Below are 12,807 nucleotides of genomic sequence, written 5' to 3' on the forward strand. Positions count from 1 at the left end.
GCTAACACAAACCAAACGATCGTTTGACTTTTTCTCAGGGCCTGGATTCCGCGGCCTGTTTCAGTTCGCACAGGATCTCCGCTCCGTGGTCAGACAGCGCGTTGACGTGGCCCACATCGGGCAGAATCGTCAGCTTCGAGCCGGCGAGCGCGCGGCTGATGCGGTGGCTGACTTCCGGTTTCACCGTAGTGTCATCAGCGCCGTGCCACAGCAGAAACGGTGGAAGACCCTTCTGGTTCCAGTTCAAGAAGCGGCTCCACGGACCGTAGATCGCCCACGAATCACGCACAGCACCGCGCAGCTGTTCGCGCCCCTGACCGACGGCAGTGTCCAAAGAAGCACTGAAGATAGTCGCCGCACGCATCGACCTGCGGCGCCTGCCAGAACGGGCAATCAGCCGCCGGCCCAGCCTGGGCAGCCCCAGAAGACCAGCCAGAACCGGCATGCCGACCGTCCAGGCGCCTCGCGGGAGCAGAGCAGAAAAGCCAGAAGGCGAACCGGCAGACGCAACCAAGCCCACAGCGCTGACCCGGCTCGGATAGCGCAGCGCAAAGGCGATCGCGTGCGGACCGCCCCCAGAGAAACCCAACACCATGACAGCGGGCAGGCCAAGTTCATCGAGAAGTGTGTAGGCGTCCTCAGACCATTCGAGAACACTTCGCCCCGGAAGGTGCGTGGAGCCGCCGTATCCGGGCCGGTGCGGGGCAATGATGCGGATTCCCAAAAATCCAGCCGCGTGGTGCAGCACCTGCGCTTCACGGCCAGAACCCGGGGTGCCGTGGACATAGAGAAGCGGTGTGCCCGCGGGATCGCCCCATTCGTCCCACACGAGGATCCGGCCGTCAGCGAGCGTGATGGAGCGCGAAGATTCGGTCGTCATAGTGGTCTGCCGTTCACACTCCTCATTCTAGAGCTCAGGCGCTGTCTCCACGGCAGGATTCCCGGCAGCGAATTTACGGCAGCACAGGCGGCCTCTTCGCCGTGAATACGGGGAAGCCTGATAATCCAAGTCGGTGCCGAAATATAGAATTTTGGCCTGATGAACAGTTCACCGCAAAAAGAAGAAACCACGTCGAAACGGGGCCTCACTGCCATGCGCGCCTGCCGCGATTGGCTGCGATCGGGACCGGTCAGCATAGCTTTCGCCGTCCTGGTGCTCGGCGTATGGATTCTGCAGCAGTTCACCGGCAAAGCGGCGCACGCTCCCGCAGGAGCATCGCCTACCGAAGGCTCGACGGCTGTGGCGGGCCCCGGAATCCTCGAACGACTGCTGCCGATAGGCCCGGTTGGCCCTGGCTACCTTGCGGTTGTCATCGTCGTGGTGCTTGCGGTGGGCATCTGGGCTGAGCGCAGGCTCGGTTCGCTGCGGTACGCCATCATCGGCACTGTCGGCCACACGGTGTCCATCGCCATCATCACGGCGATTGCCGGCGCGCTCGCCCACACGCCCGTCGAATGGTTCCGGGTTCTGGCGACCACCCCGTCATCGTCCGTCGGCGCGTGGCTGTTTGCCACGGGAACAGCCGCAGCCGGGCTGACCCAGGCGGTCGTGCGCCGACGCGTCATCCTGCTGGTCGGCGTCTATTTGGCCGTCATGGTCACGTGTGCCGGTGAAGTGCGGGACTTTGAACACCTGGTGGCAGTCGGCATTGGCCTTGCTGCCGGCCGCATGATCGGCGGACCCATCCCCAAGCGCCGCGTGGGATCCCGCTTCGAAGCACGGGAACTCATCGTCACCGGCATCGTGGCGATATTCGCTGCGTCGGTCATCTCGATGCGCGCCGAATACTTCATCGGCCCGCTCGCGTCCGTGCGGTACCTGTTCGAAACCTCAATCACGCCCGAACAGATCGACGCGGTGTGCGCATCTGGAACGGAAATGGCGTGCCGTCGGGCAGAAGCGCTCAGCCGCAGCACCGGCCTGGGTTCGGTCATCCGCTTGGCCATGCCGTGGCTCGTCCAGTTGAGCTTCTTGCCGGGACTGCGCCGGGGTCGCCAGGCTGCGGCCGTCGGCACGGTGCTCCTGCAGGCCTACATTCTCGTCCGCTCGATCATCGCTTCGTTGGCGATTTTCGGCCTGTACCACTACTGGGATGCAACCGGCGTCGCTCTGGGCCTCAACCCTGCTGCCAGCCCGGGGCTGCAGCTGTTCGTGCCGATCGTCATTCCGCTGCTGGTCATTGTCGCTGTCCTGTGTGCGTGGAAGCTGTTCCCGGCTCAACCTGTTGCGGGCTGGTATCGCAGGCTGACGCTTCTCGTATCTTCCGGTGTTGTTCTGGGCGCTCTTTTCGCGGTAGCAGCCGGTCTGCTTCTGCGCTCCCACCTTGGTGAGGCCCCGACAGTCGGAAGGCTCGTGTGGGACTACATCATCCACATCGTGCCCGGTCTGCGGCTTGTGGGCACCGTTGGGCCCTTGACCGCTGACGATGCGCTGGGCCGCTTTGCTCTGGATATCGGCACCTTGGTGCCGTGGGCGGTCATCGTCGTGTTTGCTCTGCGCGCGGTCACCAAGGGTGTGGTCGACAGCAGCGACCAGGCAGCAGTCTCCTACCCGGACATCGTCCGCAGCGCGGGAGCGGGAACTCTCGGCTGGATGACCACGTGGAAAGACAACAGCGTGTGGATCAGCGACAACGGGCAGGCGGGTGTTGCCTTCCGGGGACGCGACGGTGCTGCTCTCACGGTCACAGATCCGGCCTGCACCCCGGACGAACTTCCCGATGTCATGGACGAGTTCTCTCGCTGGGCGGTTCGGCAGGGCCTCGTGCCGATCTTCTACTCGGTGCACGACTCCGCAGCGCAGGTTGCCCGCAGCTGGGGTTGGTCCTGTGTTCCTGTGGCAACCGAAACTGTTGTCGACCTGGGCCAGGTTGAGTTCAAGGGCAAAGCCTTCCAGGACGTTCGCACTGCCGTTAACCGTGCGAAGAAGGAGGGCGTCGAAGCCGAATGGATGACGTGGGAATCTGCTCCGCTGGCCATTCGGGATCAGATCGAGGCGATCTCGCAGCACTGGGCACAGCAGAAACCGCTGCCGGAAATGGGCTTCACGCTGGGCGGGGTTGCTGAGCTCGACGATCCCGAAGTTCGCCTTCTTGTCGCGGTTGATCAGGACCGCACGGTGCACGGGGTGACATCTTGGATGCCCGTGTACGAAGACGGCAAGGTCATCGGTTTGACGCTGGACTTCATGCGCAGGCGCGACGGCGGCTTCCGGCCGGTTATGGAGTTCCTCATTGCACAGGCCATCATCGGTGCGCAGGACGAAGGTCTGCGCGTTCTGTCGCTGTCGGGTGCGCCGTTGGTCACGGAAGCCGATGAGCCCGGCATGCTTCACTCGGTGCTTGCCGCACTGAGCTCTCGCCTGGAACCGGTCTACGGCTTCAATTCGCTGTACGCGTTCAAGCACAAGTTCCAGCCGCGCACCGAAACCATGTGGTTGGCGGTACCAGAAGTTGCGGACTTGGCGCGTGCTGCCCGCGCTGTCAGCCACGCCTACCTGCCCAATCTCAGCGTGCGCGAAACTGTGCGATTGGGCTCTGAGCTGCTGCGGTCATCGGGAAAAGAGAACCGACGATGATCTGGCTGCGGAATGCCCTGGACGGCATTCATCTGCTGGGAGCGGGCCCCCAGGTTGTCTTCACCGTTTTGATTGCTGCGGCAATCGGCATTGTCATTGTGCTGCGCGGACTCCACTTCTCGCGGACCGGCTGGGTGTTTGTGCTCGCAGTCCCCACCGCTATCGCAGTGGGTGCTTGGTTCGTCTTCGATGTTCTGTGGCTGCCTTTTGTTGACCCTTTTGGCTGGATGGTCTGGGCGCTGCTGTGGGTGGGTGTTTTCATTCCCCTGTTGGCTCTGTGGCCTCGGCGGCCAGTGCTGGTCGGTCTGGAGACCACGCCCCTTTCGCGGCTCCTGCGTCTGCTGCCGATGCGGAAGCTCGGGCGCACGGCAACGGCTTCCGTGGTCGCGGTGGCAGTGCTGTTGAGCACCGCGGGAATGCTGGGCGCTATGAATGCCCGGTTCGGGGCATACATGACACTGGCCGGGGCTTTTGGCTTGGGTGAGAGCTACGGCAGTCTTCGCGACGTTCCACGCGGCCCCGTCGAGGGGCATGTGCCTGGCCACGGCACCCTCATCGAAACGAAAGTTCCCGGTGCGCGTTCCGGTTGGAACCCGCGCCCGGCTGTCATCTATCTGCCGCCGGCGTATCAGCATGCAAACGGCAGAAACCTGCCCGTCCTGGTTCTTATGGCTGGTCAACCGGGCTCGCCGCGCACGTGGGTTGATGCTGGTCGAATGCAGGTGAGTCTCGATGCCTATGCGGCTGACCACGGGGGCGCGGCTCCCGTGGTGGTTGTGGTTGATCAGCTGGGTGATTCGATCACCGGGCCATTGTGTTCGGATTCTGCCGCCGGAAATGTGGCGGAGTACCTGCAGCAAGATGTTCCTGCGTGGATTGAAAAGAATCTGCAGGTCACTCATGACAGAGCCCGCTGGGGGATCGGCGGCCTGTCCAACGGTGGAACGTGTGCGCTGCAGGTTGTGACGCGAGACCCCGACGCGTATTCGCTCGTGCTCAATATGTCCGGTGAAGCCGTTCCCAAGCTTTCAGGTTCCGCTAGCGCTGTCGATGTGATTTTCCACGGGGATGAGCGCGCATTCAGTCAGAACAACCCGGCTGATCTTTTGAAAACTCACCGCTATCCATCCGTGCGGGGAATCTTTTCGGTCGGCAAAGACGATCAGCGCTACCGCGACAAACTGAAGAAGCTGTATGAAGAAGGACGGGCTGCCGGTATGCAGTTGGAGTGGCGTGAATATCCGGGTGGTCATTCGTGGCAGGTGTGGCGGCCGGCTTTCGCCGATCACCTGACGTGGTTCGGTCAGCAGACGGGTCTGTGAAGCCAAGCGCTGAAAGTCGATCGGGCGTGTGCCGGACATTCTTGCGCACTGCGGACGTGCCGGGCTCGTAGCCTAGAGTCATGGAAACCCTCACCCCGCTGCAGGAAGATCCGAACCGCTATCGCGCCAAGCCGACGGTCATGGAAGCGCTGCGCTCGCCGAAGATTCTGTCGCGCGAGGTGCTGGCCGGTCTGGTGGTGGCCCTGGCTCTCATTCCGGAGGCCATTGCGTTCTCCGTCATCGCGGGTGTCGACCCCAAGGTCGGTCTGTTCGCCAGCTTCATCATGGCGGTCGTAACGGCGATCGTCGGCGGAAGGCCCGCAATGATTTCCGCGGCAACGGGTGCGGTTGCGCTCGTCATCGCTCCGGTTTCGCGCCTGTACGGCTTCGACTACTTCATCGCCACCGTCATCCTGGCCGGAATCTTCCAGGTGACACTGGCGTTGCTGGGCGCACCGAAGCTCATGAGGTTCATACCGCGCAGCGTCATGGTGGGCTTCGTCAACGCACTGGCGATCCTCGTGTTCATGTCCCAGCTGCCGCACCTGTTCAATGTGCCCAGCACCGTGTACTGGCTGGTGGCAGCGGGACTCGTGCTGCTCATCGTAATTCCCAGGTTCCTGCCGAGCGTGTGGGCTCCCCTCATCACAATCGTGCTCATGACGACCGCGGTGGTGTCGTTTGGCATCACCGTGCCGACCGTGGGTGATCAGGGCGAACTGCCCAGCAGCCTACCCGGCTTCTTCCTGCCCAATGTGCCGCTGACCCTGGAGACCTTCACAACGATTGCGCCCTACTCTTTGGCAATGGCCGTCGTGGGGCTGCTGGAGTCGCTGCTGACAGCGAAACTCGTTGACGAGATCACGGACACGCACTCCCGGAAGGTCCGCGAAAGCATGGGCCAGGGAATCGCGAACATGGTTTCCGGGTTCTTCGGTGCGATGGGCGGCTGCGCTGTCATCGGCCAGACGATGATCAACGTCAAGATCTCCGGTGCCCGCACGCGGATCTCCACATTCCTGTCCGGAATCTTCCTGCTGATCCTCGTGGTCACACTCGGCGACACCGTCGGCCGGGTACCCATGGCAGCACTCGTGGCGGTCATGATGATCGTCGTCTACCAGACCTTCGACTGGCGTTCGATCGCCCCGAAGACGCTCAAGCGCATGCCGAAGTCCGAAACTGCGGTCATGCTCATCACCGTCGTGTTCGTCGTCATCAGCGGCAACCTGGCGGTGGGTGTCGGTGCCGGCGTCATTGCAGCCGCGATCCTCTTTGTGCGCAAGGTGGCGCACTTTGCGGAAGTTGAGCGGCACCTCGACCGTGATCCTGACAGCGGCCGCGAGCGCGCCCGCTACACGGTCACCGGCGAGCTGTTCTTCGCCTCGAGCAATGACCTGACAACGCAGTTCGGCTATTCAGAAGACCCCGACCTCGTGGTGATCGACATGACGAAGACGCGGGTGTGGGACGCCTCGACCGTCACCGCGCTGGATGCGATTGTCACGAAGTACGCCGAACTGGGCACAGAGGTGCACTTCAGGGGCATGGACGATGTCACCCGACAGCTGTACGGCCGGCTGAGCGAAGACACACATTCCTCACGGTGAGGCGTCGGGGCGCCGTTGGGTACTGCGGGCGTTTACGACTACTGGTCTGACAGGGTTGGCCTCACAATGGTTTCAAGTGTTTCAGTGCCTTGGAGTCTTGTATACTCGCCCCCCAGCCGTTAGTCTCATTACATGACGTACAAAGCAGTACTGATGTATTCTGGCGGCCCGGATTCAACGACGCTCCTTTTTGATCTCATTGAGCAAGGAATCGAAGTAGATGCCCTGTTCCTCAATTTCGATGAGAAGGGAGGTGACTTCGCGCGCAGCGTTGCGGCAAAATTTGCAGGGCAGATTGCATTCCATGAATATGATATAGCGCCTTTCATGCGCAATTTTTATGGTCTTCCTCAACCGATGCTTATGAGAAAGGCTCAGGGCTTTGGTATGTGCCTTGAGGAAGATCCGTATGTTCAGCCATTCGGGTCAGCAATTGCACTTACCCTTGCCGCCTCGTGGGCAGTGAAACACGGATCCCGGGACGTATACTACGCCGTTCACGACGGCGACTCTCATTTTCAAGATAATAATAGAAGCTACTTTGAGCTACTCTCAGATTTGACGCGCTCCTGTGAAGGGGAACAATACGAAATCAATTTCCAAACTCCATATCTGGGTATGACGAAGGCCGAAGTTATATCCCGTGGCGAGATGCTGGGGGTGGATTTTGAGCAAACATGGAGTTGCGCGCATACTGAAGATATTCACTGCGGAGAATGTCCGCCGTGTATCGACAGGAGAATGGCCTTTCGATTGGCAGAGGTGGTGGACCCTGTCCAATACGCGAGTGATCTAACTGGTGTAAAATAATATTTCTACAACCGAGGCCGATGGTAAAATCGATAGTCGGAACAGGGGGGCTCGCTCGTTTAGCGTGGGCGCAGGGTCTGCAGGCGCTTGCGGCTTCTTTTCTGGCTCTGGGCTTGGTGTTCTTCGGCGCTGAGGATTCTGATACAGCTGGCCTAGGTTGGACGCTTGCCGCCCGGACGGCACCCATCCTCCTCGTCGCCCTCATCGGCGGTGTGATTGCAGATAAATGGAGCCGGTCACGTGTCGCTGCGAGTTCAGCCTTCGCTGCCGCAATTGTCGATGTGGGGCTTGCGTTTGTCATTCCGGTTTTCGGGCTCGATTGGCGTGCCCAGTTCCTAGCTCTCATCGCTGGTTTCGCAACGGCGGTCGGAGCTCCGTCCTTATATGCGCTGCTCCCGTCGATCGTGAACAAGGACAATCTTGTTCACGGAAATGCCATGGTGCGCTCATTCCGCAATGTTGCCGGGGTTGTCGGTCCCGGTTTGGCTGCGGTTATCGGTGCGATGCTGTCGTACCAGGTGCTTTTGTGGATTGTGGTCGCGCTCAACCTGGTTGCCGGTTTCTTGATATTGAGCCTCAGAGTGACTGCTCGTGCGGTTGCACCGACAGACATCCGCAACGACTCAGCGGGTTTGAAGCAGACCCTGGCGCAGAACAGTTGGCTGTTCTTTGCTATCCCCTTCTGGGGTGTGTTCCTTGCGATTCAGTCCGGAGCGGCTGATGTTACGCAACCGCTGTTCATCATAAAAGAACACGGACCACCCACCTGGGCAATCATGATGTCAGCACTGACAGTCGGCTACGTGCTGGGCAGTCTTGTCTCTTTCAGGATCAAGCCGCAGCGTCTGCTGACGGTCAGTGTGCTGTTTGCCGCGCTGGCACTCGTTCAGATAATTTCCGCCATTACAGTGGACAGCGTTGTTCTGCTTGCAGCAGCTTCAGCGCTGACGGGCGTAGGCTTCGAGGTTTCGGGTGTCCTGTGGGGAGCCGCATTGCAGACACGGGTGGCAGATGAGCATATGGGGCGCGTGTCGTCATTTGATTACGCCATCAGCTTTGGCCTGGCCCCAATTGCATATGCAATCTATGGTTTCTTCCCGCTTGCTCAGGCGGTTCCGGTAATCGGTGTAAGTATTGTGGTTCTCTTCGTGTTCGTGCTCGTCGGTACTGGTATCAGTTGGCGTATGGACGCGCGTTACCAAGCGAGGTCGTAGACGCTGTCGATGTCGTATCAGAAGCGATCCAGCCCATTCCCGATAGAAGCCGGGGCGGGCTGAACGATTGGCTCCAAGCTAGCTGAGGCGCAAGGTCAGGGTTCCGATCTTCAAGGGCGGGGCAAACGGCGCCGACAGCCGAAAGAGATTGCTGAAAATAAGAATTCAACTGTTGACACAAGGTCTAGTCTGAAAGTGCAAGCTTCAGTTAAGCGTGAGGAGTATCCAAATGCTGAAGAGAAGAACTGCAACTGCTGTGGCCATCTCCGCCATTTCGGCGGCGTCGATTTTTGGTTGAGGGTGCGGCTAATGTCGCCCCTCAGGTAAACCAAGTTTCAGCTTCTGACGAAGTTGGCCTGACTCATGAGGAGCTGTACCAAGCTCTCGCCGATTCTCTCCTTGAGAAAAAAGACGAGTACCTCAACGGAGAGGCCGTAACAACGTTCACCGCAGATAACGGCGTGAGCATCAGCTTGCCTAAGCCTTCAGATAAGGGCGGCAGTTTCCGATTATCTGTCTTCCCACGGAACTTGTAAGGGCGGGAAATCCCTGGGAGTTACCGGAACTGCAGCACTTGACGGAATTCGGGAGGTGAAGCGCGTATGACTGAACCATCAGATGTAACCGAGCGAATATCTGAATTGAAAAAGGACTGCTGGAACAGCTTCGCCTTGCGGTCAATATTCTCCGTTGCGGTCGCCTTCGGGATGATGCTGTTGGCGTGGGGGCAGGACAATCGCTTCCTAGTGTTCGCCGTCGGCTTGCTTCTTTTTCTGGGATTGTCGGCTTGGGCAGTTTTGGAGAGGTTCCACCAGAGCCGTAAGAAACTGCTCGAATCTGAAGGGCTGGCCTGAACTTCCAAACACCAATGCGGCGGGAGCGTTCTGCTCCCGCCGCATTGTTTAATGCCCAACCGCAGCCGCTCAGCTGACTTCGCGTTCGATCCGGTTGATGAGCGTGTCGAGGGCGACGATGTTGCGGCCGCCTTCGGGGATGATGAGGTCCGCGCTGCGCTTTGACGGGTCCACGTAGAGTTCGTGCATCGGCTTGACCGTTTTGAGGTACTGCTCTTCGACCGAAGCCAGTGACCGGCCGCGTTCAACCACGTCGCGCTGAATACGGCGCAGAATCCGCACGTCGGCGTCGGTGTCGACGAACAGTTTGAGGTCCAGCTGTTCGGTCAGCTCCGGCAGTGCAAACAGCAGAATCCCCTCGATAACCAAAACGGGGGAGGGCTCGACCCGGATGGTCTCAGCGGCCCGGTTGTGTTCCGCGAAGTTGTACACCGGGCAGTCAATCGCCTGCCCTGCGCGCAGCTGCCGCAGGTGCTCGGCCATGAGCTCGACATCGAAGGCTTCGGGTGCGTCGTAGTTCGTCACCACCCGTTCGTCCCATGTCAGGTGCGACTGGTCCTTGTAGTAGTTGTCCATGAAGACAACCGAGGACTGCCCGGAAAACCGGTCAAGCAGCGCTCGCGTCAGCGTTGTTTTGCCGCTGCCGGTGCCGCCGGCAACACCGACCGTGAAACAGGACATCGGGCCTCCTCGAAATCGTTCCCGTACAGAATAGTCGAGCAGCCCCCGCCGAGGTGCCGCTCGGCTTATGCGTGCATGCTCTTCTGGTCGTAGCTGGACAGGAACTCTTCAAGCCGGTCGAGGGCTTCTGCGAGGTCGGTCACGCTGGGCAGGGTGACCAGGCGGAAGTGATCGGTGTCCTCCCAGTTGAAGGCGGTGCCGTGGCTGACGAGGATCTTCTGTTCGCGCAGCAGATCCAGCGCGAACTGTTCGTCGTCGACAATGCCGAAGCGATCCTTGTCCAAACGGGGGAACAGGTAGAGGGCACCCTGGGCGGGCACGCAGTCCACGCCGTCGATTTCGTTGAGCCTGCGGGTGGCCAATTCCATCTGCGCACCCAGGCGGCCCTGCGGCAGCACGAGGTCGTCAATTGACTGACGTCCGCCAAGGGATGCCTGAATCGCGTACTGGGCGGGCACATTGGCGCACATGCGCATATCGGCCAGCAGTTTGATCCCGGCAATGTAGTCCTGGGCTTTCCAGTCCGGCCCGGTGATTGCCAGCCAGCCGGAACGGTAGCCGGCCACCCGGTAGGCCTTTGACAGTCCGGAGAACGTCAGACACAGCACGTCTTCGCCGGTCAGGGAGGCCATGTTGATCATTTCGGCATCGCCGTAGGTGATCTTTTCGTAGATCTCATCGGCAAAGATCAGCAGCCCGTTCTTTTCGGCCAGCTCCACAATCTTCGTAAGCGTTTCACGCGAATACACGGCACCGGTGGGGTTATTCGGGTTGATGACCACAATTCCCTTGGTGCGCGGGGTGATCTTCGCTTCGAGATCCTCAAGGTCAGGGTTCCAGCCGTCTTCTTCAAGGCACCGGTAGTGCACCGGGGTGCCGCCGGACAGGGCGACCGAGGCGGTCCACAGCGGATAGTCGGGGCTGGGCACCAGGATTTCGTCACCGGGATTGCACAGCGCCTGCAGCGACAGCGTGATGAGCTCAGAAACGCCGTTGCCCAAGAACACCTCGTCAGAATCAAGGTTCTCGATCCCGCGGGTTTCGTAGTACTGCACAACCGCGCGGCGAGCCGACGGCAGACCGCGGGAATCCGAATAGCCCTGCGCTTCCGGCAGGTGCTTGATCATGTCGACCAGCACCGCATCGGGTGCTTCAAAGCCGAACGGAGCCGGATTGCCGATGTTGAGCTTGAGGATCTTGTGCCCCGCCGCCTCCATCTTCTGGGCTTCCGACAGGACGGGACCGCGCAGGTCATAGAGCACGTCTTTGAGCTTGTCCGACTGCTTGAACATGGCTGCCTTTCTGCTGCCTTTCTGCTGTGTGCGTCACACCACACACTAGGCCACCGGATTTCGCTGACGACACAGCCGTCGAGGTGCCGCCCGCCTCCCGCCTGATCTTCAAGGACGAGACAGGCGGCACCGAAAGGGCGAGCGAGCAATAATAGAGGCGCTATGCCGTCGACAGACATGTACATCTACATCCTCGACTTGGTGGGCGTTCTCGCATTCGCCCTGTCGGGGAACCTTCTGGCGTCGCGAAAGAACATCGACCTGACCGGCGGAATCGTGCTGGGCATGCTGACCGCAACCGGCGGGGGAATCGCCCGCGACCTCATCCTGGCCACCAGGCCGGCGGCCTTCAAAGATCCCGTCTACCTGCTCATCCCGATTGCCGCCGGCATCATCGTCTACCTGATCGGTCCGCGCGTTGTGCAGGCTGAGCGCGGAATCGTGTTCTTCGACGCGATCGGCCTGGGCGTGTTCGTCGTCATCGGCACCACAAAAGCCCTGCACTACGGCATGCCGGTGCTGTCGGCCGTTCTGCTGGGACTCATGACCGGTGTGGGCGGCGGAATGCTGCGCGATGTCTTCGCCAACCGCGTCCCCGTCGTGTTCCAAAGCTCCGACCTCTACGTCATCCCCGCCGTCGTCGGTGCGGCAGTCACCGCTGGGCTCCACCAGGCTGATCTCATCACCTGGTGGTCTGAGGTCGGCGTCATCGCAATGGTGACCATCTTTCGCCTGCTTGCGCTGCGCTTCGGCTGGCGAGCACCCTCATCCATGCGCAGCTGGTCCATCCGGCCCATCACCCGCCGCACCCTGAGCAGCGAACGCACCCTGAACAGAAATGAGGAACAGGAATGACGCCTCCCGTTGGCTGGTGGTCGCAGACCGCGGCGAACCTCGGCATCGAACTGTGGCGAATCCCGTTCATCATCGGTGCGGCAATCGGCATCTACTTCATTCTGGCGCTGCTCGTGCGGCTCTACGGGGCGCGCTCGCTGTCATCGCTGTACATGACCGACACAATCGCAGTCATCATGCTCGGCTCGGTTGCCGGCCGTGTCATCCTCGGCAATAAGCCCACACTGGCCACCGGTGTGATCGCGCTGGTGTGCATCCTCACGCTCGCCTCGTTCATGCGGTTCATCAACCGCAGATTCGGCGCCCAGTCGCGGACAGCCCCGCACCCCATCGTCGTCATGGCCAATGGCGAAGTTCTGGAAGACCAGCTCAAGAGAGCCCACCTGGCCCGCGTTGACCTCTATGCCGCGCTGCGCCAAAACGGGGTCTTTCAGCCGGAAAAGGTGCGCGGCGTTATCTTCGAACAGACCGGCCAGTTCACCGTCATCAAAACGGATGAACCGGTTGACCCGGAGCTGCTCCGAGGTGTGTCCGGGGCCGAGGAGATCCTGGGGCACAAACCGGGGGATCTCACCGAATAGCATCGGCGGGG

General features: G+C 60.6%; 11 protein-coding genes. 8 read left to right on the forward strand and 3 right to left on the reverse strand.

Annotation, left to right across the window (positions count from 1 at the left end):
• Window positions 1-34: 34 nt before the first annotated feature.
• On the reverse strand, window positions 35-880 hold the full coding sequence (locus tag Bravens_RS09730; RefSeq protein WP_062022903.1) for an alpha/beta fold hydrolase: 846 nt from the start codon (window positions 878-880) through the stop codon (window positions 35-37).
• A gap of 159 nt (window positions 881-1,039) precedes the next feature.
• Between Bravens_RS09730 and Bravens_RS09735 the strand changes: the two genes are divergently transcribed.
• The 6 genes from Bravens_RS09735 (at window position 1,040) to Bravens_RS09760 (ending at window position 9,387) form a co-directional block, all read left to right on the forward strand.
• On the forward strand, window positions 1,040-3,577 hold the full coding sequence (locus Bravens_RS09735; RefSeq protein WP_062022906.1) for a bifunctional lysylphosphatidylglycerol flippase/synthetase MprF: 2,538 nt from the start codon (window positions 1,040-1,042) through the stop codon (window positions 3,575-3,577).
• Window positions 3,574-4,899, forward strand: a complete 1,326-nt coding sequence (locus Bravens_RS09740) for an alpha/beta hydrolase (RefSeq protein ID WP_062022909.1) — start codon at window positions 3,574-3,576, stop codon at window positions 4,897-4,899. The genes Bravens_RS09735 and Bravens_RS09740 overlap by 4 nt, the downstream gene beginning before the upstream one ends.
• 80 nt (window positions 4,900-4,979) lie before the next feature.
• Window positions 4,980-6,509 carry a SulP family inorganic anion transporter gene (locus Bravens_RS09745; protein ID WP_062022912.1) on the forward strand — a complete coding sequence of 510 codons (1,530 nt, stop codon included), beginning with the start codon at window positions 4,980-4,982 and terminating at the stop codon, window positions 6,507-6,509.
• A 132-nt stretch (window positions 6,510-6,641) separates the two neighbouring features.
• Window positions 6,642-7,319 carry a 7-cyano-7-deazaguanine synthase gene (locus Bravens_RS09750; protein WP_082791128.1) on the forward strand — a complete coding sequence of 226 codons (678 nt, stop codon included), beginning with the start codon at window positions 6,642-6,644 and terminating at the stop codon, window positions 7,317-7,319.
• Window positions 7,320-7,339: 20 nt separating this feature from the next.
• The gene (locus Bravens_RS09755) at window positions 7,340-8,533 is read left to right on the forward strand and encodes an MFS transporter (protein ID WP_062022917.1); all 1,194 of its coding nucleotides are present in this window, start codon (window positions 7,340-7,342) and stop codon (window positions 8,531-8,533) included.
• A gap of 602 nt (window positions 8,534-9,135) precedes the next feature.
• Window positions 9,136-9,387: a hypothetical protein gene (locus Bravens_RS09760; RefSeq protein WP_062022920.1), complete on the forward strand. Its 252-nt coding sequence runs from the start codon at window positions 9,136-9,138 to the stop codon at window positions 9,385-9,387.
• A gap of 69 nt (window positions 9,388-9,456) precedes the next feature.
• Here the strand turns inward: Bravens_RS09760 and udk are convergent, their stop codons facing one another.
• Both udk and Bravens_RS09770 read right to left on the reverse strand, forming a co-directional pair.
• Window positions 9,457-10,068 carry a uridine kinase gene (gene udk / locus Bravens_RS09765; RefSeq protein WP_062022923.1) on the reverse strand — a complete coding sequence of 204 codons (612 nt, stop codon included), beginning with the start codon at window positions 10,066-10,068 and terminating at the stop codon, window positions 9,457-9,459.
• Window positions 10,069-10,133: 65 nt separating this feature from the next.
• Window positions 10,134-11,360, reverse strand: a complete 1,227-nt coding sequence (locus tag Bravens_RS09770; RefSeq protein WP_062022926.1) for a pyridoxal phosphate-dependent aminotransferase — start codon at window positions 11,358-11,360, stop codon at window positions 10,134-10,136.
• A gap of 162 nt (window positions 11,361-11,522) precedes the next feature.
• Between Bravens_RS09770 and Bravens_RS09775 the strand changes: the two genes are divergently transcribed.
• On the forward strand, window positions 11,523-12,215 hold the full coding sequence (locus Bravens_RS09775; protein ID WP_062022929.1) for a trimeric intracellular cation channel family protein: 693 nt from the start codon (window positions 11,523-11,525) through the stop codon (window positions 12,213-12,215).
• Window positions 12,212-12,796 carry a DUF421 domain-containing protein gene (locus Bravens_RS09780; RefSeq protein ID WP_061944642.1) on the forward strand — a complete coding sequence of 195 codons (585 nt, stop codon included), beginning with the start codon at window positions 12,212-12,214 and terminating at the stop codon, window positions 12,794-12,796. Before Bravens_RS09775 ends, Bravens_RS09780 begins: the two co-directional genes overlap by 4 nt.
• The last annotated feature ends 11 nt before the right edge of the window (window positions 12,797-12,807 follow it).

The organism is Brevibacterium ravenspurgense (genome assembly GCF_001584615.1).
In the GTDB taxonomy this organism is placed as follows: Bacteria; Actinomycetota; Actinomycetes; order Actinomycetales; family Brevibacteriaceae; genus Brevibacterium; species Brevibacterium ravenspurgense.

What these genes read in the sequence shown, in the direction of transcription:
- Bravens_RS09770 (WP_062022926.1), bottom strand. Translation starts at nt 11,360, where the DNA reads ATGTTCAAGCAGTCGGACAAGCTCAAAGACGTGCTCTATGACCTGCGC.
- udk (WP_062022923.1), bottom strand. Translation starts at nt 10,068, where the DNA reads ATGTCCTGTTTCACGGTCGGTGTTGCCGGCGGCACCGGCAGCGGCAAA.
- Bravens_RS09760 (WP_062022920.1), top strand. Translation starts at nt 9,136, where the DNA reads ATGACTGAACCATCAGATGTAACCGAGCGAATATCTGAATTGAAAAAG.
- Bravens_RS09755 (WP_062022917.1), top strand. Translation starts at nt 7,340, where the DNA reads ATGGTAAAATCGATAGTCGGAACAGGGGGGCTCGCTCGTTTAGCGTGG.
- Bravens_RS09735 (WP_062022906.1), top strand. Translation starts at nt 1,040, where the DNA reads ATGAACAGTTCACCGCAAAAAGAAGAAACCACGTCGAAACGGGGCCTC.
- Bravens_RS09740 (WP_062022909.1), top strand. Translation starts at nt 3,574, where the DNA reads ATGATCTGGCTGCGGAATGCCCTGGACGGCATTCATCTGCTGGGAGCG.
- Bravens_RS09775 (WP_062022929.1), top strand. Translation starts at nt 11,523, where the DNA reads ATGCCGTCGACAGACATGTACATCTACATCCTCGACTTGGTGGGCGTT.
- Bravens_RS09750 (WP_082791128.1), top strand. Translation starts at nt 6,642, where the DNA reads ATGACGTACAAAGCAGTACTGATGTATTCTGGCGGCCCGGATTCAACG.
- Bravens_RS09780 (WP_061944642.1), top strand. Translation starts at nt 12,212, where the DNA reads ATGACGCCTCCCGTTGGCTGGTGGTCGCAGACCGCGGCGAACCTCGGC.
- Bravens_RS09745 (WP_062022912.1), top strand. Translation starts at nt 4,980, where the DNA reads ATGGAAACCCTCACCCCGCTGCAGGAAGATCCGAACCGCTATCGCGCC.
- Bravens_RS09730 (WP_062022903.1), bottom strand. Translation starts at nt 880, where the DNA reads ATGACGACCGAATCTTCGCGCTCCATCACGCTCGCTGACGGCCGGATC.